Here is an 18,652-nt window from a genome sequence, read left to right on the forward strand (position 1 = left end):
TTACGCCAGCAAAAACCACAGCCCGAACACGCATTGGTCGGGCAGCGCACTCCGCCGCATGGCGCGCAGCCGCCAGAGAGTTCTGGCCCTGCGCCAGCGGGCTGGCCCGGCATCATCCAGCACCCCACGCAACCCGTGCAGCCCCGCTCTATTCTGGGCCGACAGGGCAGGGTGCAGCAGCAGCGCGCTGATGTTGGCGTTAAAAATATCCATGAACTGCCGCGGCCCACGCCGCAGCGCACCAGCCGCCCGCACCACGAGCCGGGCAGATGCCCCCACCGTGTTGCCTCCATGCTGGCGGTAGAACAGCGTGGGTTGATTATCCACCACAATACGCCCTCCAGCCCCGCTGACCACCAGATAGGCCCACCAGTCATGCAGGATGGCCGCAGGCGGCGGGCACTGGCACACAAGCCGCACGGCCTGGGCAGACAGCACAACGGTGCAGCCGGTCGCGATGTTCTGTGTCAGCGCCATGAGGAAGCAGGGCGAGGGCGGGAGCCGCGGCGACAGGCCCAGCGGGCGCAGGGCCGAATCCGTCAGCACCTGCCGGGAGCAATACAGCGCAGGTGCGCCCTCCGGCTGGCAGGCCAGCGCCACCAGAGCCCTGTGCAACTTGTCAGGGAACCAGACATCATCCTGATCACAAAACGCCACGGGCATATTCTGGGGGGCATGGGCCAGCAGCCAGGCATAAGAGCGCATGACCCCCAGATGGCTGCCTCCCTCCGGGGCAGGCACGGCCACGCAGCGCCCCGCCCCTCCGGCCTGCGCCTGAAAACGATGCATGATGGCTGTACTGCCGTCGTGCGATCCATCGTCACGCCAGTACAGCACCCACTCCACCCCGCGCTGCTCCAGCAGGGAGGCCAGCAGGGCTTCCAGAAAAGCCGCGCCATTGTAAACGGACAGGAGAATACAGACCGTCGGGAGCGGGGCTACTGTCGCGCAGGCCAGGGCGGGCAGGCCACCACTGCCGCCATCCGCCAGCCGCCATGCGGGCCTTGGCTGCTTGTGTCGCACCTGTCTGCGCCTTTCCCCATGGGTTTGGGTCTTCACACCCACCACACGGCCGCGCAGGCCCGTTGGGTTGAAGGCAATGCGACACTCTAGGCAGCAACATCATAAAAATTCTTAAAGGACAGGCGGCCGATTTTATCCCTGCTTTCAAGTATTGGCTGTACACTCGCACCCAATGCTTTGACCTCTGCACGCCCGGCGGCCAGCACAGTTCTGGCCCCCTGTCTGACGGCCTTCCCTTGCGCGCCTGAAAGAGAGAACATGCCGCCCATGGCCCCGCACCCCACAGACAGACCGGAGATGTCGCACTGACCCTGCCACGCGAGACCGCCCGCAGCCCTGGCCTGCCACCACAGGCCACCATACCGGACCACTGGCGCGCCACCCCTTTCTACACCGCTCTGACACGCTCCATGGCCGGGCTATGCGCGGGGGCTGCCCTGACGGCCGAGAGTGCTATGCGCTTTCTTGTCATTGCCGCGCGGGCCTGCGCCTGTATCCGCCCCGCCCTGCACCCCCGCCCGGACTGGGCGCAGGACATGGCGGGGCCAACACCCCCACTACCAGACAGGCTGGCCGCCTGCCTGACAGACCTGTGGCCTCTGGCGCGCACGCAGCACGGCACCCTGCCACCCAGCCCACCCCCGGCCTCGCCCGAGTGGCTGCACACCGCATGGTCCCTCATCCGCCCCCCCTGCCAGATGATGGAAACCGGAGGGGACGAACGGCTGGACCCCGACCCCACCACCCGGCTGAACCGCTACGGCACCTGTGGCCACAGCAGGCCCGATGTGCTGGCATTTTCCTCCTCCACAGCGTCGTTTCCCTCCCCACTGGCCTGCACCGCAATGGAGGCTGCATGGTTTGGCCTCATGCAGGATCTGGCATACCAGCGCCCCTCCACCAGCATGGCCGAACTGCGTGCTTTTGTGGCTGCTCATTTCGGGGCGGACAGTGCCGGGCATGTTGTCATGGCCGCATCAGGCACCGACTGCTCTCTAGCGGCACTCGCGCTCTGTGCCATGGGGGGGGCGACCGTCAGCACCATTCTGCCCGGCGCGGAGGAGACAGGCAGCGGCGTGCCCATGGCCACCCTTGGCCGCCACTTTGCCCACCGCACGGCCCGAGGCATTGCAGTGGAACCGGGCCGGGTCATTGCCGGGTTTGCCGCGCATAACCTGTGCATCGCCATCCCACTGCGCACGCAGGATGGCACATTGCGGGCCGAAGCCTCTGTGCAGGCCGCCTGCGCGCAGGCCGTGACAGCCGCGCTGGCACAGGGCCACCGGGTGCTGCTGTATCTGCTCGATGTATCCAAAACCGGGCTGATGGCCCCAGCCCCCGACACCATCCGCGCCCTTCAGGCGCTGGACCCCGCACGGGTGGATGTGCTGGTGGATGGCTGTCAGGCACGGCTGACACCCGCCCATGTCCGCGCCTATCTGGCTCAGGGCTGGGCTGTCATGGTCACGGGCTCAAAGTTCTTTGCCGGCCCTGCCTTCTGCGGAGCACTGCTGCTGCCCGAACACTGGCGCGCCCGGCTGGAGACCGGCGCGTTACCCTCCGGTCTGGCCGATTACGCGCACCAGAACGAATGGCCACCGCTGCCTGCCGCACAGGCCACCCTGCCCACGGGGCTAAATAGCGGGCTGGTGCTACGCTGGACCGGTGCCAGAGCGGAAATGGCAGCCTTTGCCGCTGTCCCCGCCCGTGCGCGGCGCGTACGGCTGGGGCGTTTTCTCTCCGGGGTGGAGCACCTGCTACGCCAGTGCCCCTGCGTGCTGCCCGTGACTGCTGCCTCCCCCCGCCGCGCCCATCAGGACGACACCTGGGCTGGGCGGCAGAGCATTTTTTCCTTCCTCATCCTCGCACCGGGCGGGGCCGGGGTGCTGGACATGCCCCGCAGCCGCCTGCTGCACCGCTGGCTTCAGGCGGATCTGTCTGCCTGTCTGCCCCCCCACAAGGCCACACTGGCAGCCATGGCCTGTTATGTCGGCCAGCCTGTGGCCATGACCCACCCTCAGGCTCCAGGTAACATTGCCGGGGCATTGCGGATTGCCGCCAGCGCCCGCCATGCCGCCACACCCCAGCACGACCCCGCCGGGTTTATTGACAGCGAAATCAGCAAGGTCGGGCTGGTGCTGGACAAGATCGCGCTGATCCTGCGCCACTGGGACAGTGTGGCCCGGCACAACCCGGCCCCGACCCTCCCACTCGCCCCCGACACCCCGCCCCAGACCGCCTTTACGGCCTTGCGCTCCGCCCCGACTGAAAGCAAAAAAGACGCATGAGTGAACAGACAGCCTCCGACACCCCGTCCTCTCAGGATCATTTTCTTGACGGGCCAAAGCTGCCGCCGGGCATTACCCGCTTCTGGCTGATCCGCCACGCCCTGGTGGAGGAAAACGCCCGCATGTGCATGTACGGCAGCATGGATGTGCCGCTCTGCCCCGACAGCCTGATTGCCCAAAAGCCCATGTACCGTGCCCTGGCCGCCCGCCTCCCGCGCCCGGCCCACTGGTTTGTCAGCCCGCTGTCGCGCACGCGTGAGACCGCCCGCGCCATTGCCGAAGCCGGATACGGCACTGTGCCCCTGAAGGAAGAAGCCGAGCTGATTGAGCAGAACCTGGGCACCTGGCAGGGCATGCGCTACGCGGGGCTGCACCAGCACCTGACCCTACCCCCCCACCCCTTCTGGCCTGTCGGGGCCACGGAATGCCCCCCCGAGGGGGAAAGCATGATCGGGGTCTGCGCCCGTGTGGGCCGCCTGCTGGACAGGCTGGCCGTCACAAACGCGGGGCAGGACATGGTAGCTGTGGCGCATGGGGGTGTTATCCGCGCGGCACTGGCCCATGCCCTGCGGATCCATGCCGAAACGGCGCTGCATTTTTCGGTCCAGAACCTCTCGCTGACCATTCTGGAGCACCTGCCCTCCGGCTGGCGGGTAGTGACAGTCAACGAACTGCCGGGTATCTGACTCAGGCGCGAAAACCGCCGCGCCGGGGCCGGGGCGACTGACCGGCCCACCTGCGCCCATGTCCTTACTGGAGGGTTTTGCCCATGTCGTCCTCTCCCTCATCCCTCGGGGCCCTGGCGGTCACGGACCAGCTTTTTTTTGACCGCCCCGAAGCCACCCTCCAGCGTGACGAGGCCCAGAGCCTGACCCGCACCGCCCTAGAGGGCATGGATGACGGCGAACTGTATCTGGAATACCGGGAAAACGAGTCCATCGCGCTGGAAGACGGGGCCATCCGTTCGGCCTCCTTCAACACCAGCAGCGGCTTTGGCCTGCGCGCCGTGCTGGGCGAGGAAAGCGGTTTTGCCCATGCTGATGACCTGAGCCGCAACGCCCTGCTGCGCGCGACCGAGGCTGTCAGTGCCGTGCGGGCTGGCCGGTCGGGCCAGATTGCCGCCCCCCCACGCGCCACCAACCAGCGCCTGTATTCCGAAGCCAGCCCCCTGGCCGATTGTGACTTTACCACCCGTGCGGGCCTGCTGGCCGACATGGACGCCTATGCCCGCAGCCGCGACAGCCGTGTGGTGCAGGTCATGGCCTCGCTCTCGGGGGAATGGCAGGCTGTGCAGATTATCCGTGCCGATGGCACGCGCGTGGCCGACCTGCGCCCACTGGCACGGCTGAACGTATCCGTTGTGGTGGAGCAGGACGGGCTGCGCGAAAGTGGTGGCCACGGGCTTGGCGGCCGCTATGGCATAAGCCGCCTGCTGGAAGCTGACTGCTGGCGCGGCGCGGTGGACGAAGCCCTGCGCCAGGCACTTGTGGCCCTGTCCGCACAGGCTGCCCCGGCGGGCGAGATGGAAGTGGTGCTGGGTGCTGGGTGGCCCGGCATCCTGCTGCACGAGGCCGTGGGCCACGGGCTGGAGGGTGACTTTAACCGCAAGGGCACCTCGGTCTTTGCCGGGCGCATGGGCACGCGGGTGGCCGCACCGGGTGTGAGCGTGATTGATGACGGATCGCTCCCCGACCGGCGGGGCAGCCTGAACATTGATGATGAAGGCACCCCCACAGGCCGCACCACCCTGATTGAAGACGGCATTCTGACAGGCTACCTACAAGACAGGCTGAACGCCCGGCTGATGGGTGTGGCCCCCACCGGCAACGGGCGGCGGCAGTCCTATGCCCATGTGCCGCTGCCACGCATGACCAACACCTTCATGCTGCCCGGCAATGCCACCACCGAGGAGATGATCCGCTCGGTCAAGCGCGGGCTTTATGCCGTGCATTTTGGCGGCGGGCAGGTGGATATCACCTCGGGCAAGTTCGTCTTTGCCGCGTCCGAGGCTTACCTGATCGAGGACGGCCGCGTAACGGCCCCGGTCAAGGGCGCAACGCTGATTGGCAGCGGCGCGCAGGCCATGCACCAGGTGTCCATGATCGGGGGCAATCTGGAACTGGACCCCGGCATTGGCACCTGCGGCAAGGCCGGGCAGGGCGTGCCGGTAGGTGTGGGCCAGCCCACGCTGAAAATGACAGGGCTGACCGTAGGCGGCACAGCCTGAACCCTGCCACGGCCCGGCGGTGGGCATAGCGATGTTCTGTTCCCCGCCCCGCCATGCTAGAGCATGGGCCAATGGACGGTACGCCCGCCACAGGCGGGCCTGATGAGTGGAAGACAGAGTATGGTCGAAACCGAATTTCGCAGCCCCTTCATGCAGGAAGCCGCCGCACGCGGCTTTATCTTTCAGTGCACCGACCCCCAGGGGCTGGATGCGCTGATGGTGCAGGGACCTGTCGGGGCGTATATCGGCTTTGACCCCACGGCGGACAGCCTGCATGTGGGCAGCCTGATCCAGATCATGCTGCTGCGCCTGCTGCAACGCCACGGCCACCGCCCCTTTGCCCTTATGGGCGGCGGCACGGCCCGCATCGGGGACCCCTCCTTCCGGGAGGAAGCCCGCCGCCTGATGACGGAAGACATCATCCAGACCAATCTGGCGGGTATTGAATCCTGCCTGCGCCAGTTTCTGACCTTTGGGAATGCCCCCTCCGACGCACGGCTTGTCAACAATGCCGACTGGCTGGACAAGCTGGCCTATATCGACCTGCTGCGCGATGTGGGGGTCCATTTTTCCATCAGCCGCATGCTGGCGTTCGACTCCGTCCGCAGCAGACTGGAGCGCGAACAGGGGCTGACGTTCCTGGAGTTCAATTACTCCATCCTGCAATCCTACGACTTCCGCGAGCTCAACCGCAGGCAGGGCGTGCAGCTCCAGCTTGGCGGGTCTGACCAGTGGGGCAACATTGTCTCGGGCGTGGAACTTGTCCGCCGCACCGACCAGACCGCTGTCATGGGCCTGACAACGCCGCTGCTGACCACCGCATCGGGCGCCAAAATGGGCAAGACCGCCAATGGCGCTGTCTGGCTTTCCCCCGAGCGGATGAGCGCGTTTGACTACTGGCAGTTCTGGCGCAACACGGAGGATGCCGATGTCGGCCGCTTCCTGCGCCTGTTTACCGAACTGCCGCTGGAAGAATGTGCCCGGCTGGAAGCCATGACCGGGGCAGATATCAACGACGCCAAGAAGGTTCTGGCCACCGAGGCCACAGCCCTGTGCCATGGCCGCGTAGCCGCCCTTGCCGCCGCCGAAGCTGCCCGCCAGACCTTTGAGGAAGGTCGCGTTACCGCTGCTGACCTGCCTGTACACACCATGCCCGCCGCCCAACTGGCCGAGGGTGTTCCCGTCTTCCGCCTGCTGGTGGAGACCGGGCTGGCCAAAACCAATGGCGAGGCCCGCAGGCTGGTGCGCGGGGGTGGCGCACGGCTGAACACGGTTGTTGTGGAAGATGAAAACCGGGTGATCTCGACACAGGATATGGTCGATGACGGGATCCGGCTTTCTGCTGGACGCAAGCACCACATTCTGATCAAGCTGGAAGACTGACACCGCCCCACCACCACGCTGTTAAGGGGAGCAACCATCATGAAGCGCATAGTCCTGAGCCTGTCCGCCCTGAGCCTGCTTGCCACGCTGTCGGGCTGTGGCGGGCCGCCACCACGCGGTGGCATGTATGGGGGTGGAGGCGGCGGTTATGGATACGGGTACGGCTATGGCCGCCCAGCCCCACCACCCCCGGCCTACGGCGGCTGGGGCGGCGGTGGCGGATGGCGACCGGGTGGCGGTGGTCCACAGGGAGGCATGGGCCCTGGCCCCCAAGGCAGGCCCGGTGGTGGACAGCCCGGTGGCTGGCAGCAGGGCGGCCGACCCCAGGGTGGGGGTGGCCCCGGCAACAGACCGGGTGGTGGGCAGAATAACGGCCCCAGCATACGCCCCGGTGGCAGACCGGGCGGTGGTTCTGGCTGGGGGGCTGGCAACAGGCCACAGGGCGGGCCTGGTGGCGGTGGCCAGCAGGGCAGACCCCAAAGAGGCGGCAATCGCCCCGGTGGTGGGCAGGATGGCGGCCCACCCCGCCGCTAGGCTTTGGTGACGGAACCAACACCAGAAGGCTGGGGGTGACCCCAGCCAGGGAAGCCCCTTACTCGCCACGCAGGTCACGCTGCCATGCTGAAATTATGCCAACCAATGAAAACAAAAGAATAAAAGTTTTTGGGTGTTCCCTTTTTTCAAAAAGGGGACAGTCTTCGCAGCTTTTTGAAAAAAAACTTCACCAAAAACTTTTATCTTTTTTAGAGTATTCTGCTGCAATACTCGCAGAGAGTTCTTGCTCTCAATCACGTCTGCTTGACAGCACACGCCACACACAGGCCCATGGCAGATATGGACACACTCAGCCTGATTGCCCTGCTGCTAACCCTGTCGGCTGGTTTCAGCATTCTCAACCACCATACGCTGCGCCTGCCAGTAACCATTGGGGTGCTGGTATTTTCGCTGCTGACCTCCCTTCTGGTCATGGCGCTGAACCCGCTGATACCCGCCTATGACCTGCTGGCCCTGCCACGCTCAGTACTTGGTGCCATCAACCTGCCGCACACGCTGCTCAATGGTGCCTTGTCCTTTCTGCTGTTTGCAGGGGCCATGCAGGTCAGTCTGGCGGACATGAAAGCCCGCCTGCTCTCTGTAACAGCGCTGGCTATTCTCGGCACAGTTCTGTCTGTTCTTCTACTGGCAGGGGCAAGCTGGTCTGTCTTTGCCCTGCTGCACCACCCGGTGCCCTTTATCTGGTGTGTAGTGCTGGGGGCAATCCTTGCACCGACCGATCCTGTCTCGGTCGTCGGCATGCTCAAACGCCTTGGCCTGCCCGCCCCCCTGCAAGCTATTTTTGCAGGAGAAAGCCTGTTTAACGATGGTGTGGGCGTTGTGATTTTTGGCGTGACAATCGGGCTGGCCACAGGGGACAGCCAGACCTTTGCCACACAGGATCTGGCACTGGCCTTCTGCCGCGAAGCTCTGGGAGGCGGCATACTGGGGGCCATAACCGGCTGGATTGCACTGCATGTTCTTAAAAACCAGCGTGACCCGCATATCGACCTGCTGGTGTCGCTAGCCCTCGCAACAGGCACCTTCAGCCTTGCCAATCAGCTTGGCATGTCCGGGGCCATTGCCGTTGTGGTGGCGGGGATGAGCTTTGGCACAAACCGCAGCCACGCCATTCTGGATGCCCCCTCCCGCAAGGAACTGGATGCCGCCTGGGGGCTGATTGATGAAGTGCTGAATATTCTGCTGTTTTTATTGATCGGCTTTGAAATTCTGGACATCACCCTGCACCCCTTTGTGCTGGCGGTTATGCTGTGTGTCATTCCCCTTTCCATTGGTGCGCGGGGGCTCAGCGTCTTGCTGTCCACCCTGCCTGTGTACCTACGCAAGCGTGGCAATGGGCGGATGCTGGCCATTCTGACATGGGGGGGCCTGCGTGGGGGTATTTCTGTTGCGCTGGCACTGGGGCTGCCTGCTGGTCCCCTGCGCGACCTGCTGCTGCCTGTCTGTTATGGGGTGGTTGTCTTCACCATTCTTGTGCAGGGTCTGACCATGGAACGACTGGCCCGCAAGCTCTACCCAACACCATAAGCCCTTTTAAAAAGACAAAAGTTTTTGGTGAAGCTTTTTCCAAAAAGCTTCAAAGACCTTCATCTTTTTGAAAACCCGAATACAACGCGGCCCTCAGTCGTCCAAACGGGCACTGCGACCTCGTTTGATCGTGGCCCGGTGGGCTTTGCCGTCCAGCCTGCGCTGGCGGGAGGCACGACTGGGCCGGGTCGCGACCCGAAAAGCCGGACGATGGGCAGCCTCACGAATAAGCCCGGCCAGACGCTCCACCGCGTCCTCCCGGTTGCGCTGCTGGGTGCGAAACCGCCGTGCGGTAATCACAATCACCCCATCCCGCGTCGCCCTGGTGCCTGCGACCTCCAGCAACCGGGCGCGCACCCGCTCAGGCAACGAGGGTGAGCGGGCCGCATCAAACCGCAACTGGGCCGCTGTAGCCACCTTGTTGACATTCTGCCCCCCAGGGCCGGATGCCAGAATGTAGCTGACCTCCAGTTCGGACTCGGCCAGACACAGCCCAGGGAGAATGTGGATTACTGTTGCCATCTGCGCGGCATAGCATGTTTTGCCATGGGGGGAATTGCTTACCAGCGGGCCGTGCCAAACATTCAGGCTGGTTCCAGATGCCTCGCGCATCACGACCCTCCGTCACACATGCTGCTGTCCCGGATTGATACAATGTATCGGAAACGCCGCGATGACCCGGAGTATGTGCCCCGACAGGCACAGGAGTGCGCTGTCAAAAACGCACTGATAGCAATGGTCTCTGGCGTCAGACAGCCACCGGACCATGTATTGCAGACAAATTTTCAGAAAATGGCTGGGGCGGGAGGATTCGAACCTCCGCATGGCGGAATCAAAATCCGCTGCCTTACCGCTTGGCTACGCCCCAACAACACGCCTCAAGACACTGGCAAAGCCCAGCGCCATACGGCGTGGCTCCCTTTTACGCTGAACTGGCGGGTTTCGTAAAGACCACCTGTCGCATGAAATCGGCCCCGTGTTTTAAGACCATTCCCCAGTGGTGCTGGTTGTATCGTCAAACGATGTATCGGCCTGCACACTCTCTGTCTGCACCAGGTCGGGCAGCCCGGTTGTGCCGTCCTCCGCAGCCTCTGCACTTGCAGGAAACAGGCCAAACCGACCGGCCTGATCCAGTGCCTGATCCAGTGCTGCCATGGTGCTGCCCATGTCGGGGTTTTCGTCCTTTTCCCAGGCCCGCAGCGCATGGGTCCAGACACCAACAAGCGCCCCCACCCGCACAACACCGGCCGGGCCAGTAGCCTCGACACCAGCGGCATCAGCCATCCAGCGCATGCTCTCCAGCGTAGCCCCCCCCAGCAGCACAGCCTGCGCGGGGTTGAAAGGCAGGGCGCGCAGCACCGCACGCAACCCGTTGCGATACTGCTGGAAAACATCCAGTCGGCGCATCAGCAGGTCAAACAGGCGTTCGCGCACGCTGCCGCCCGCCATATCGTCCGACAGGGCCACATCGTCCGCCATACGGCCCAGACGCAGCAGAATGGAAAGCTGCAACGGAAAACGCTGCCGGGCCAACGACAGGGACAGCCCAGCATGGCGGGCCGCGTCCACGACGGAAACCCGCGCCCAGCCACGCTCCTCAGCCAGTGTCAGGGCCGAAGCAACAAGGGCTATATCGAAATCGTCAGTATCCATGCCAGAAGCCTGTCAGCGTAAACGTGAAAAACAAGGGGTAAACACCCCCTCCGGGCCGTCGTGTCAGCCTGCCAGTTCCCCGGCGCGGTTAACAGCCGCAGCCACCGCATCGGTGGTTATACGCGGCCAGGCCTCGGGCTGCATCAGCACGGCCAAGGCGGCGGCTGTAGTGCCACCGGGGCTTGTCACGTTGCGGCGCAGTTCCTCCGCATCGGTGGGCAGTTCGTGCAGCATACGGCCAGCCCCGTAAATGACCTCCCGCGCCAGGGTGCGCGCCACCGGGGCGGGCAAGCCCTGTGCCTGCCCTGCTTTTTCCAGCAGTTCGGCCAGCAGGAAGACATAGGCCGGACCACTGCCCGAAACACCCGTGACCGCGTCTATCAGGCTTTCACGCTCGACCCAGACCGTCTCGCCCACGGCGCGCATCAGGCTGTCGCAATGCTGCTTCTGCTCTGCTGTAGCAGTAAGTGGCGCATACAGCCCGCACATACCCGCCCCCAGCAGGCTTGGGGTGTTGGGCATGGCGCGGATTATGGTGGGCTGGGTCGCCGTTGCACCGGCAGCAAAGGCGGCCTCCAGGCTGGCAACAGTCCGCCCGGCCATGACCGACAGCACTGTGGCCTGCGGGTAACGCGCCGCCAGTTCGGCCAGTACGCCATCGGCCTTCTGGGGTTTGACCGCCAGCACGATAACATCGGGCACAAACCCTGCGGGAATATCGGCCACCGCACGCACAACCCTGTGCGGGGCGGGCAGGTCGGACAGGTGGCGGTCCAGCACGACGGAGGGGGCAAGCCCCCCTGCCAGCCAGCCCTGCACCATGGCGCTGCCCATCTTGCCGCACCCGGCCAAAAGAATGGAGGGAAGGGGGGTGGTCATTCAGGCTTCTCCCTGACAATCGAGCAGGGCCATGGCCAGCGCACCCTGTGCATCCAGCCCTTCGGCCAGAAAGAAACGGAACGCGGGGTAGAAACGCTCACACTCGTTGATGGCGATGTCGATCATGTCTTCAAAAATATCAGCACCGATATCCGCCCCGCGCAGCAGCAGGGCGTGGCGGAACAGCAGCACGCCGTCTTCCATATCCACGCTGAAATGTCCGACCCAGATCTGCTCGTTGGCAAGGCCGATCAGCTCATACAAAGCCGTACGGCGCTGGGGGTCGGCCCGTAGGTCAAACGCGCAGGTAAACAGGATGGTACCCAGTTCGGCCGACCAGGAAAAAAACAGACCGTAGTCACACCACCGGGCCGGGGCTTCGGCCGCCATTTCGGTGGGGGTGCAACGGTCGAATGTCCAGCCCAGCCCCCCGATAACCTGTTCCATCAGGTCCAGCGGGTTGGCGGGGATTGTCGCGGTGTCCGTGCTCAAGGCTGGCATGGCGGGGTTCTCCGTGCCTGCGGCAAAAAAGGGGAGACTGGGGTAAAGGGGGTGGACGCCGGAACCTTCAGGCTCCGGGTGCTGTCAGCACGCTTTCCAGCACCGCCACGCGCTCTTCCAGCGCGGCAAGGCGCTGTTCGGCTTCTTCCTGCCCGATGCGGGCGCGTGCAGCCAGCTCACGCATGACCTCAAATTCCTCACGGCGGACAACCTGCAGGCTGGTCAGCACCTCATCCACACGGCTGCGGACGATGGCGTTCATTTCCTCACGCACGCCTGTCAGGGCGGAAACGGCCCCACCGGCCACACCGGCAAGATCATCAAAAAAGCGGGGTCTGTCAGCCATGACCAGGGTCTCCATTCAATCCGTTGCGGGCGGGCATGGGGGGCTGCCAGCCTTCAATACTGCAACATCATATAGAGAATAACGGGATGGGCTAACAGATGTCATGCCCTACTTTGCGTGATTTGCCATACCCAGGCACCCGCAGGCTTTTTGCGCCATCCATTGACCACCCACAAGGCAGATCCCATTATCTGAAAAGAATATGGAAAAATAACGGCATGGGCGGCAGGCTGTGCAACACCTGCTGACACCCCCGATGGAGACAGCGCTCCCATGGACAGATCAGCGGCGGCGGCGTATTTCGGACCCCGCCTGGCGGCACAGGCCCAGCCGGGACAAAACGGCTCTGTGGCCTGCCCCGCAGCCCGGCCAGGAAAAGGAGAAACAGCATGAGCGGGCATGACCCCTATACAGTGCTGGGCATAACCAAAACCGCAAGCCAGGATGACATTCGCAAGGCCTATCGCAAGCTGGCCAAACAGTACCACCCTGACCTGAACCCGGGCGACACCAAGGCGGAAGAAAACTTCAAGGCCGTCAACCAGGCCAACGACCTGCTGTCCGACCCGGAAAAACGCGCCCGTTTTGACCGTGGGGAAATTGACGCCAACGGTCAGGAACGCGCACCCCAAGGCTTTGGCGGTGGTGGTTTTGGCGGCTTCCACCCTGGTGCTGGTGGCGCTGGCATGGGCGGCTTTAACGAGGAAGACCTGAGCGACCTGTTCGGCGGCATGTTCGGCGGGCGTGCCCGCCGTGCAGGGCCACGCAAGGGGGCGGATTCCTCCTACTCCCTCAAGGTCAGCTTTCAGGACGCGGTCAACGGCACAACCTCACGCGTGAACCTGCCTGACGGCAGCACGCTGGATGTACGCATCCCGCCCGGGATCGAGGACGGGCAGGTGCTGCGCCTGCGCGGCAAAGGGGCCGCAGGCCCCGGCGGTGGCCCGGCGGGAGATGCGCTGATTACCGTCAGCGTAACCCCGGACCCGGTCTTTACCCGTGACGGCGCGGACCTGCGCGAAACCCTGCCCATTGACCTGAAAACCGCAGTCCTTGGCGGTTCCATTACCGTGCCCACACCGTCGGGCGCAGTACGGATGAACGTACCCGCAGGCTCTGACAGTGGTTCTATCCTGCGGTTGCGGGGCAAGGGTGTGCAGGCCCACGGCACCAGAGCGGCGGGCAACCTGTACGTGACCCTTCAGGTCAAGGTCGGCAAGCCGGATGCCGCGCTGGAGGCTTTCCTTAAAAGCTGGACACCCGCACAGGGCTGACCCAGCCTACAGGCTGTGCCTGGGGTGGGTCTGAACAGCCCACCCCGGAAGCATCAGGGCGTAGCAGCGGGTTCGTCATCATCGCGGTAGAGGGGCAGTTCCAGCGTGTGACCGTCCTTGCGCACCACCACGATCTGGGCGCTGTTCTGTGACACCAGGCTCATGCTGATCTTGAGCGTATCCTGCGTGCCAGCCCATGTGGTGTCATTGACCTTGGCGAGCGAGAAATGGGCCTGCCCCACCACCTTGGCGTAGGTGTCGGGCAGAGTGACCAGCAGGCGGGCCGCAGGCCCCATGGCGCGGTTACCCGCCACCATGACGGGGTCGATATTGGCCATGACAGACCACTTACCCATAAAAGCCGCCATGGTGTAATGGCCTGCCTGTGCGGGTGCAGCAGCCTTGGTGGCGGGAGCCGCTGCCTTGTCCGCCGCGCCACTGGCGGCCAGAGCGGGAGAGGCCACAAGCCCCGCCGAGAGAAGAAGAAGTGGAAGACGGGTCATGCCTGCTCCATGCAAAAACATTAAAAGCCGAATGTTATTTGCCCTGTTCCAGCCCGGCCCGTCCAGCCTTGCCCCTGACTGCGGGCTTGACGAAAGCCCATCTGGGGTTGGATAAATCTGACATGAACTTACACAGACGCAGGGCAGCATTGCGAAAAACGGGAAGAGGCAGGCCATGAGCAACACACAGGACACCACAGCCGCCCCCCCCACCCAGGCCGCAGCACAGCCTGCCACCCTACAGGCCGAAATGCGCAGCGCCCTGTCGCGCCCCCCGGTGCTGACCCCAGCCCCCGCCACACCCGCCGCCCCTGTTGTGGAGGTTATCTCCCTTCAGGAAGCCGGGCAGATGGCCGGGGCCATGGTGTTTGTGCTGGGTGTCATGGCCCTGACCCTGCATGCCATGGGCTACGCGGGCTACTAAGCCACCCGCGCTCAGACAGCCGGATCACAATACGCTCCACAGGGGCCGGCCCCAGCCCCTATTCGTGCCGCAGGGTCAGCACCAGCACGTCCCGGTAGGCGGGGCGCGTGGGGTCCATGGGTTCAACCGCTGTCACACCATGGTAAACGCGGCTGTCATTGACAAAGGCCGTATCCAGCGGGTCTGTCAGGGTAAAGCTGCCTACCAGCCTGCGGTTGAGGTCGTGGATGGATGTTTCCCCACAGGCAATGTTCTCACGCCGGATCATAGCCACGCAGACCCAGTCCACACCATCGCGGTGCAGCCCTTCGGGCGTGGGCATGCCCACGTGCTCCGGGCTGGCCTCGATCCGGAACTGGTGCATTTCCGCATGCCAGGACTGGGGCTGGCGTTCGGCCGGGGTCAGGTCGGTTGCGACCTGATACACAAGCCGCATAATGGCATGCAGGGCCGGGTGTTCCGCCACGGCAGGCAGAACAGGCTCAAACCACCGCTCCACCCCACCATTGAGGGTATTGTAATCCCGGCTCTGGTAATGGGGCTGGTGCGGCTTGGGCACGATTTCCCCCGCAGCCAGCGAGAACGTGGCGTAACGCCGCCGCCTGTAGCGGCCCCCATCGGCCATGTAGCGGTCCATGCCCAGGTCGTTCCAGCTTGCGGCAAAGCTGTCCCACTGGCTCAGGCCGTAATGCTCCAGCACGGGCCGCAGGGCGCTGGCCCGCATCAGGGCAAAACCATCGCGCTCCAGCGGGGTTTCAATAGCGTGCAGGACAGCCCCCGCGGCAGGCGCGGGGGGTGGGGTATCGGTCATGATCGCGGCTTTCCGAACGTGTGGCCGGTGGATTAATCCCGCGCGGCTGGTGCCGAGGATGGCTCTGTTGGCCTGCCTGTGTCCATCGGGCTAGGGGGCATGGCGTCCAGCGCCAGGTGCATGGGCAGGTTGGGCGGGGTCGTGCTGTAGCTGGTGTTGACATAGAACTTAACGCCAGCCTGCGTCATGCTCTGGGCTGTCCGGCGATAGAATTCACGCTGGACCTTCCACTTCATCATCGGAGCAGTTTTGATGATGCCGAGCAGCACCGCGCCATTCTGGTCGGAACTATCCACCCCAAGGTCCATGTAGTCGGAGAAGATGAGCGAACGGAACGCCTCCTCCTGCCGCATGGTGCGGATGGTGTCCTTGAAGATCTCGGCCACTTTCTCTGTATCTTCCCCCAAATCCAGCGTCTGACGGACGATGATCTGGTTAAAGTCCTTGGCCGTGTTGGCAATCGAGGTCACGGAGGAAAAGGGGATGATGTGCAGGTCACCGTCAAACGCGCGCACACGCAGGGTGCGGATGGACAGATGCTCCACAGTGCCCGCAATACCCCCGGTCGTCACCCAGTCCCCTACCTGAATGGCGTCTTCGGCCAGCATGAAGAAGCCGGTGATAACGTCCTTCACAAGGCTCTGTGACCCAAAGGACAGGCCAACGCCCAGAATACCAGCCCCAGTCAGCAGCGGTGTGACGTTAATGCCGATCTGCGACAGCGTTGTGACCGATACCAGAATGATAATGACCACCAGCAGCACGGTGCGGATAATCGGCAGCACCGTACGCAGGCGCGAGGCGCGCGACATCTGCGCCGAGGAGGAATAGCGCGAGATCTGCTTGTTCAGGATCCCGTTCACCACCTCCCACGCCAGCACGGCAATGGTCAGCCCTACCAGCAGGCACAGCAGCGCACTGGTCAGCCGCAGCCCCAGCGCGGAGGTAAAGAGGAAGGACAGTGCAGGCACGCTCCAGCTCTGTGCCAGCCCCACCGCCGTACCAAACAGGATAAACCCGGTCGTGATCCGGCGGACAAACGGATAGTAAAAATCCGCCCGCTTCTGCAGGTCCGGATATTGTTCCTGCATGGCCGGGCTGACCCGGAACAGCCGGTCCTGCAAGCCATACAGCAGCAGCGCCACAACGCGCGACAGCACAAGGCAAAGGAAGCTGAGCACCGACCCATGCAGCAGCCACTGGTAGCCACCCTTAAGGTGGGCCGCCCACACAAACCACAGTGCCAGATCAAGGAACATGACCGGCACCCACCACAGCCGCGCCAGCGACCCGGCAAAGGCCCACAGGGCATTCTTCTTACGCTCGGACGAGGGTTGCAGCGCATCCCCCACAATCCGGCGGATACGCCACAGGAAGGCCGCAACAATCAGATGCTGGATCAGCACCACCGCGCGCAGCATGGCATCCACCCCACGCTGGGCCAGGTCAAATTCCCCCCCCAGTGTGGACAGGCAGATCACAATGGACGGGGCCGCCACCAGCACGTTCCACCACCGGGTCAGCACCCGGGCTGTGGAGTCAGAGGCCGGAATAAGCCGGATAGCGGGGGAGTGCTGGACCAGCAGGGTCTCCACCACCAGGTAGAGCCCGCGGGCAATCACATAGGCATTGGTCAGGGTCAACGTGACGGTGCGTGACTGCTCGGTGCCGGGCAGGAACTCCGCTCCCATATAGCCCAGCAGCATACAGACCCCCACCGGCACCAGCTTGAGCAGAAAGTGCATGAGGTTGTAAGGCACACGCGACAGATAGCGCAGGACCTCGTCCCCACGGCGCTGGTCGGTTTCACGCGTCTGGGTGGTGTCCTCGCCTTTGGCCGACATGCTCTGCGCCACAGCCTGGCGGGCCTGACGGGCCTCGGCCATGCTGGTCACCTTGCGCAGGGGTTTGCGCAGGGCAATGCTGGTGGCCCGCTCGGCCACAATCGCCACCGCCAGCACCAGGAATGCGCTGCTGAAGGCCTCGATCAGCGTCTTACGCAGGGTCTGGTCACGCATGACATCGCGGAACCATTCCCCCACAAACTCCAGGTCCTTGAACAGGCTGGTAAAGTTGCTGACATAGCCCTGCGCTGTGGAGGTCAGGCCGTGCAGCTCGGTATGCACATCGTCGGTAATGACAGGCTTGCTGCCCCCGCCCGTGGCAGCCTGCGCGGCAGGCAGTCCCTTGGCCATGAGAGAGAGTGTTTTGGAAAACTCCTCCCGCTTCTGGGGGTCGTTCAGGATGGTCAGAAGCTGCTTGGCATCCTGCTGTGTCATGGTCCCCGCAGCGGGGGCGGCTGTCTGGGCATGGGCGGCAGGGCTTGCCAGCATAAGCGCAAGACAACACAGCGCCATGGCCAGACAACGGGCCACAAGGCCACGCGCAGCGGCCGTAGCCCGCGACATCTGGAGGGCAGGAGAACGGTCGAGGCTTCTGGCCGTCATGCGCCGTATCCTTTTGCTGATAAAGAGAGAGGAAAAGCGAAGTGCCACCGCATTCCATACAGGAAAACGCCCCCCAGGGGCAAAGCGGTACGGCACGGGCGGCCTAGTGGCCAGCGGGCAGGGCGGGCGGGCCTGCACGGCCCGCGCACCCCTGCGCGCTCAGTCGTGCGGCTGAAAGGGTACGGCCTGCCCATTGGCGCGGCGCACCACCATGGTGCGGGCAATCAGGTCATGCAGCCCCTGCTTGCGGCGGGTAAATGCCACCATCAGCACGCCGATGTAGAAGAAGGGGAAGGAAATAAACGCCTTGATGACAAAGCGCAGCGTAGCCCGCCAGAACCCCACGCGCCCGCCATCATACGTGACCAGCCGCAGGCGGCAGGCCATCTTGCCCGGTGTGGCCCCCAGGTGGGAGGACTGAAAGAGGATGAAATACACCGCAGGCACCAGCGCCAGGCACAGGCTGGGGCCATGCCACACGCCCGTATGCACATACGGCACCAGAACGGACACGTGCTGCGGCTGGAGGTAGGACGCCACATCCACCACATCCATACTGCGGCCCGACCCGTCGGGAATGGGCAGTTCCTTCCATTGCAGGGAAATATCGGGGCCGATGAAAAAGCCCAGCACGGTCTCGATCACACCCAGGATGACGGCATCAATCAGGAACGCCCATACCCGCCACCAGAACCCGGCATAAACCCACAGGGGTGCCGCGCCATTACCTGGCGGGGGCGCACCATAAGGGGTGGAAGGCTCGCCCCAGCCAGGGGGCAGCGAAGAGACGGACATAAAATCAGGTTCCCTC

Annotated in this window: 18 protein-coding genes and 1 tRNA gene; 7 read left to right on the plus strand and 12 right to left on the minus strand. The window is 64.1% G+C overall.

Annotation, left to right across the window (positions count from 1 at the left end; genetic code table 11):
* Complete coding sequence (locus tag FLP30_RS04620) at nucleotides 1-1,023, minus strand: glycosyltransferase (protein WP_246856592.1); 1,023 nt, start codon at nucleotides 1,021-1,023, stop codon at nucleotides 1-3.
* 455 nt (nucleotides 1,024-1,478) lie between these two features.
* On the opposite strand from FLP30_RS04620, the gene FLP30_RS04625 reads away from it, so the two are divergent.
* The 4 genes from FLP30_RS04625 to tyrS all read left to right on the plus strand — a co-directional run bounded on the left by FLP30_RS04625 (nucleotide 1,479) and on the right by tyrS (nucleotide 6,921).
* On the plus strand, nucleotides 1,479-3,311 hold the full coding sequence (locus tag FLP30_RS04625) for a GMP reductase (protein WP_149278789.1): 1,833 nt from the start codon (nucleotides 1,479-1,481) through the stop codon (nucleotides 3,309-3,311).
* A complete protein-coding gene (locus FLP30_RS04630) occupies nucleotides 3,308-3,997 on the plus strand; it encodes a histidine phosphatase family protein (protein ID WP_149278790.1) in 690 nt (229 codons plus the stop codon). Before FLP30_RS04625 ends, FLP30_RS04630 begins: the two co-directional genes overlap by 4 nt.
* 83 nt (nucleotides 3,998-4,080) lie before the next feature.
* Nucleotides 4,081-5,538: a metalloprotease TldD gene (tldD, locus tag FLP30_RS04635; RefSeq protein ID WP_149278791.1), complete on the plus strand. Its 1,458-nt coding sequence runs from the start codon at nucleotides 4,081-4,083 to the stop codon at nucleotides 5,536-5,538.
* Nucleotides 5,539-5,658: 120 nt separating this feature from the next.
* A complete protein-coding gene (gene tyrS, locus FLP30_RS04640) occupies nucleotides 5,659-6,921 on the plus strand; it encodes a tyrosine--tRNA ligase (protein WP_149280219.1) in 1,263 nt (420 codons plus the stop codon).
* 21 nt (nucleotides 6,922-6,942) lie between these two features.
* Here the strand turns inward: tyrS and FLP30_RS14350 are convergent, their stop codons facing one another.
* Entirely contained in the window at nucleotides 6,943-7,524 is a 582-nt protein-coding gene (locus tag FLP30_RS14350; RefSeq protein WP_168200046.1) for a hypothetical protein, read from the minus strand.
* Nucleotides 7,525-7,755: 231 nt separating this feature from the next.
* Here FLP30_RS14350 and FLP30_RS04650 point away from each other — a divergent pair, with 231 nt between their 5' ends.
* A complete protein-coding gene (locus FLP30_RS04650; protein WP_149278793.1) occupies nucleotides 7,756-9,003 on the plus strand; it encodes a cation:proton antiporter in 1,248 nt (415 codons plus the stop codon).
* A 93-nt stretch (nucleotides 9,004-9,096) separates the two neighbouring features.
* On the opposite strand, the gene arfB is transcribed toward FLP30_RS04650, so the two are convergent.
* From arfB to FLP30_RS04680, 6 genes are all read right to left on the minus strand, one after another.
* Complete coding sequence (gene arfB / locus FLP30_RS04655) at nucleotides 9,097-9,525, minus strand: alternative ribosome rescue aminoacyl-tRNA hydrolase ArfB (protein ID WP_149280220.1); 429 nt, start codon at nucleotides 9,523-9,525, stop codon at nucleotides 9,097-9,099.
* A gap of 271 nt (nucleotides 9,526-9,796) precedes the next feature.
* A tRNA-Gln gene (locus FLP30_RS04660) sits at nucleotides 9,797-9,871 on the minus strand.
* Between the two features lie 113 nt (nucleotides 9,872-9,984).
* Complete coding sequence (locus tag FLP30_RS04665; RefSeq protein WP_149278794.1) at nucleotides 9,985-10,656, minus strand: TetR family transcriptional regulator; 672 nt, start codon at nucleotides 10,654-10,656, stop codon at nucleotides 9,985-9,987.
* Between the two features lie 63 nt (nucleotides 10,657-10,719).
* The gene (gene proC, locus FLP30_RS04670; RefSeq protein WP_149278795.1) at nucleotides 10,720-11,535 is read right to left on the minus strand and encodes a pyrroline-5-carboxylate reductase; all 816 of its coding nucleotides are present in this window, start codon (nucleotides 11,533-11,535) and stop codon (nucleotides 10,720-10,722) included.
* Complete coding sequence (locus FLP30_RS04675; RefSeq protein WP_149278796.1) at nucleotides 11,536-12,036, minus strand: type III secretion system chaperone family protein; 501 nt, start codon at nucleotides 12,034-12,036, stop codon at nucleotides 11,536-11,538.
* Nucleotides 12,037-12,103: 67 nt separating this feature from the next.
* Nucleotides 12,104-12,382 carry an accessory factor UbiK family protein gene (locus tag FLP30_RS04680; protein WP_149278797.1) on the minus strand — a complete coding sequence of 93 codons (279 nt, stop codon included), beginning with the start codon at nucleotides 12,380-12,382 and terminating at the stop codon, nucleotides 12,104-12,106.
* Nucleotides 12,383-12,771: 389 nt separating this feature from the next.
* Here FLP30_RS04680 and FLP30_RS04685 point away from each other — a divergent pair, with 389 nt between their 5' ends.
* Nucleotides 12,772-13,656 carry a DnaJ C-terminal domain-containing protein gene (locus tag FLP30_RS04685; protein WP_149278798.1) on the plus strand — a complete coding sequence of 295 codons (885 nt, stop codon included), beginning with the start codon at nucleotides 12,772-12,774 and terminating at the stop codon, nucleotides 13,654-13,656.
* A gap of 53 nt (nucleotides 13,657-13,709) precedes the next feature.
* On the opposite strand, the gene FLP30_RS04690 is transcribed toward FLP30_RS04685, so the two are convergent.
* Nucleotides 13,710-14,159 (minus strand): hypothetical protein, encoded by a 450-nt coding sequence (locus FLP30_RS04690; protein WP_149278799.1) that lies wholly within the window; start codon nucleotides 14,157-14,159, stop codon nucleotides 13,710-13,712.
* A gap of 175 nt (nucleotides 14,160-14,334) precedes the next feature.
* On the opposite strand from FLP30_RS04690, the gene FLP30_RS04695 reads away from it, so the two are divergent.
* A complete protein-coding gene (locus tag FLP30_RS04695) occupies nucleotides 14,335-14,583 on the plus strand; it encodes a hypothetical protein (RefSeq protein WP_149278800.1) in 249 nt (82 codons plus the stop codon).
* Between the two features lie 58 nt (nucleotides 14,584-14,641).
* On the opposite strand, the gene FLP30_RS04700 is transcribed toward FLP30_RS04695, so the two are convergent.
* From FLP30_RS04700 to FLP30_RS04710, 3 genes are all read right to left on the minus strand, one after another.
* Nucleotides 14,642-15,394 carry a 2OG-Fe dioxygenase family protein gene (locus FLP30_RS04700; protein ID WP_149278801.1) on the minus strand — a complete coding sequence of 251 codons (753 nt, stop codon included), beginning with the start codon at nucleotides 15,392-15,394 and terminating at the stop codon, nucleotides 14,642-14,644.
* A gap of 32 nt (nucleotides 15,395-15,426) precedes the next feature.
* Nucleotides 15,427-17,841, minus strand: a complete 2,415-nt coding sequence (locus FLP30_RS04705; RefSeq protein WP_210419308.1) for a mechanosensitive ion channel family protein — start codon at nucleotides 17,839-17,841, stop codon at nucleotides 15,427-15,429.
* A gap of 159 nt (nucleotides 17,842-18,000) precedes the next feature.
* The gene (locus FLP30_RS04710; RefSeq protein WP_149278802.1) at nucleotides 18,001-18,636 is read right to left on the minus strand and encodes an RDD family protein; all 636 of its coding nucleotides are present in this window, start codon (nucleotides 18,634-18,636) and stop codon (nucleotides 18,001-18,003) included.
* Between the last annotated feature and the right edge of the window lie 16 nt (nucleotides 18,637-18,652).

This window comes from Acetobacter vaccinii (genome assembly GCF_008365315.1).
In the GTDB taxonomy this organism is placed as follows: domain Bacteria; phylum Pseudomonadota; class Alphaproteobacteria; order Acetobacterales; family Acetobacteraceae; genus Acetobacter; species Acetobacter vaccinii.

Excerpts from the sequence above, each read along its gene's own strand:
- FLP30_RS04625 (WP_149278789.1), top strand. The coding sequence starts at position 1,479 with ATGCGCTTTCTTGTCATTGCCGCGCGGGCCTGCGCCTGTATCCGCCCC.
- FLP30_RS04630 (WP_149278790.1), top strand. The coding sequence starts at position 3,308 with ATGAGTGAACAGACAGCCTCCGACACCCCGTCCTCTCAGGATCATTTT.
- tldD (WP_149278791.1), top strand. The coding sequence starts at position 4,081 with ATGTCGTCCTCTCCCTCATCCCTCGGGGCCCTGGCGGTCACGGACCAG.
- tyrS (WP_149280219.1), top strand. The coding sequence starts at position 5,659 with ATGGTCGAAACCGAATTTCGCAGCCCCTTCATGCAGGAAGCCGCCGCA.
- FLP30_RS04650 (WP_149278793.1), top strand. The coding sequence starts at position 7,756 with ATGGACACACTCAGCCTGATTGCCCTGCTGCTAACCCTGTCGGCTGGT.
- arfB (WP_149280220.1), bottom strand. The coding sequence starts at position 9,525 with ATGGCAACAGTAATCCACATTCTCCCTGGGCTGTGTCTGGCCGAGTCC.
- FLP30_RS04665 (WP_149278794.1), bottom strand. The coding sequence starts at position 10,656 with ATGGATACTGACGATTTCGATATAGCCCTTGTTGCTTCGGCCCTGACA.
- proC (WP_149278795.1), bottom strand. The coding sequence starts at position 11,535 with ATGACCACCCCCCTTCCCTCCATTCTTTTGGCCGGGTGCGGCAAGATG.
- FLP30_RS04675 (WP_149278796.1), bottom strand. The coding sequence starts at position 12,036 with ATGCCAGCCTTGAGCACGGACACCGCGACAATCCCCGCCAACCCGCTG.
- FLP30_RS04680 (WP_149278797.1), bottom strand. The coding sequence starts at position 12,382 with ATGGCTGACAGACCCCGCTTTTTTGATGATCTTGCCGGTGTGGCCGGT.
- FLP30_RS04685 (WP_149278798.1), top strand. The coding sequence starts at position 12,772 with ATGAGCGGGCATGACCCCTATACAGTGCTGGGCATAACCAAAACCGCA.
- FLP30_RS04690 (WP_149278799.1), bottom strand. The coding sequence starts at position 14,159 with ATGACCCGTCTTCCACTTCTTCTTCTCTCGGCGGGGCTTGTGGCCTCT.
- FLP30_RS04695 (WP_149278800.1), top strand. The coding sequence starts at position 14,335 with ATGAGCAACACACAGGACACCACAGCCGCCCCCCCCACCCAGGCCGCA.
- FLP30_RS04700 (WP_149278801.1), bottom strand. The coding sequence starts at position 15,394 with ATGACCGATACCCCACCCCCCGCGCCTGCCGCGGGGGCTGTCCTGCAC.
- FLP30_RS04705 (WP_210419308.1), bottom strand. The coding sequence starts at position 17,841 with ATGACGGCCAGAAGCCTCGACCGTTCTCCTGCCCTCCAGATGTCGCGG.
- FLP30_RS04710 (WP_149278802.1), bottom strand. The coding sequence starts at position 18,636 with ATGTCCGTCTCTTCGCTGCCCCCTGGCTGGGGCGAGCCTTCCACCCCT.